General features: G+C 68.4%; 1 protein-coding gene. It reads right to left on the bottom strand.

What is annotated here, in order from left to right:
• A partial coding sequence (locus tag LZ017_RS21785) for a branched-chain amino acid ABC transporter permease (RefSeq protein WP_241399031.1) occupies positions 1 to 756 on the bottom strand: 756 nt, incomplete at both ends.

The raw sequence follows: 756 nt of genomic DNA, 5'->3' as shown, positions 1-756 counted from the left end.
CCCCAGCAGCACCCCGCCCACCATCGCCCCGGCCAGGTTGCCAATGCCCCCCAGCACCGCCGCCGTGAACGCCTTGAGCCCCGGCATGAAACCCATCGAGTGCTGCACCGTGCCGTAGTTGGCCGCCCACATCAGGCCCGCCACCGCCGCCAGCGCCGCGCCAATGATGAAGGTCGCCGAAATCACCGCGTCCGGCTTCACCCCCATCAGCGAGGCCACCCGCGGGTTCTCCGCCGTCGCGCGCATCGCCCGGCCCAGCTTGGTGTGGTTCACCAGGAACAGCAGCCCCCCGAGGATGCTCACCGTCGACACCAGGATCACCACCTGCGTCACCGTGATCACCACCTCGCCACCGGCCAGCAGGATCGGGTCCGTCGGCAGCAGCTGCGGAAACGGCTTCGGGTTGGGCTTCCACAGGATCATCGCCAGCGTCTGCAGCAGCAGCGACATCCCCATCGCCGTGATCAGCGGCGCCAGCCTCGGCGCCGTGCGCAGCGGCCGGTACGCGATCTTCTCGATCGCGTAGTTCAGCACCGTGCACACCACGATCGCGCACGCCAGCGCGATCAGCATCAGCATCCAGCCCGGCAGCCCCGCGTCCGCCAGCGCCGTCACCACCGTCCAGCTCACCATCGCCCCGACCATCAGCACCTCGCCGTGCGCGAAGTTGATCAGGTTGATGATCCCGTACACCATCGTGTACCCGAGCGCCACCAGGGCGTACATGCTCCCCAGCACCAGCCCGTTGATGATCTG

The sequence above is a fragment of the Pelomonas sp. CA6 genome (assembly GCF_022549225.1).
Lineage (GTDB): Bacteria > Pseudomonadota > Gammaproteobacteria > Burkholderiales > Burkholderiaceae_C > Roseateles.
This window is presented reverse-complemented; position numbering and strand designations above follow the sequence as displayed.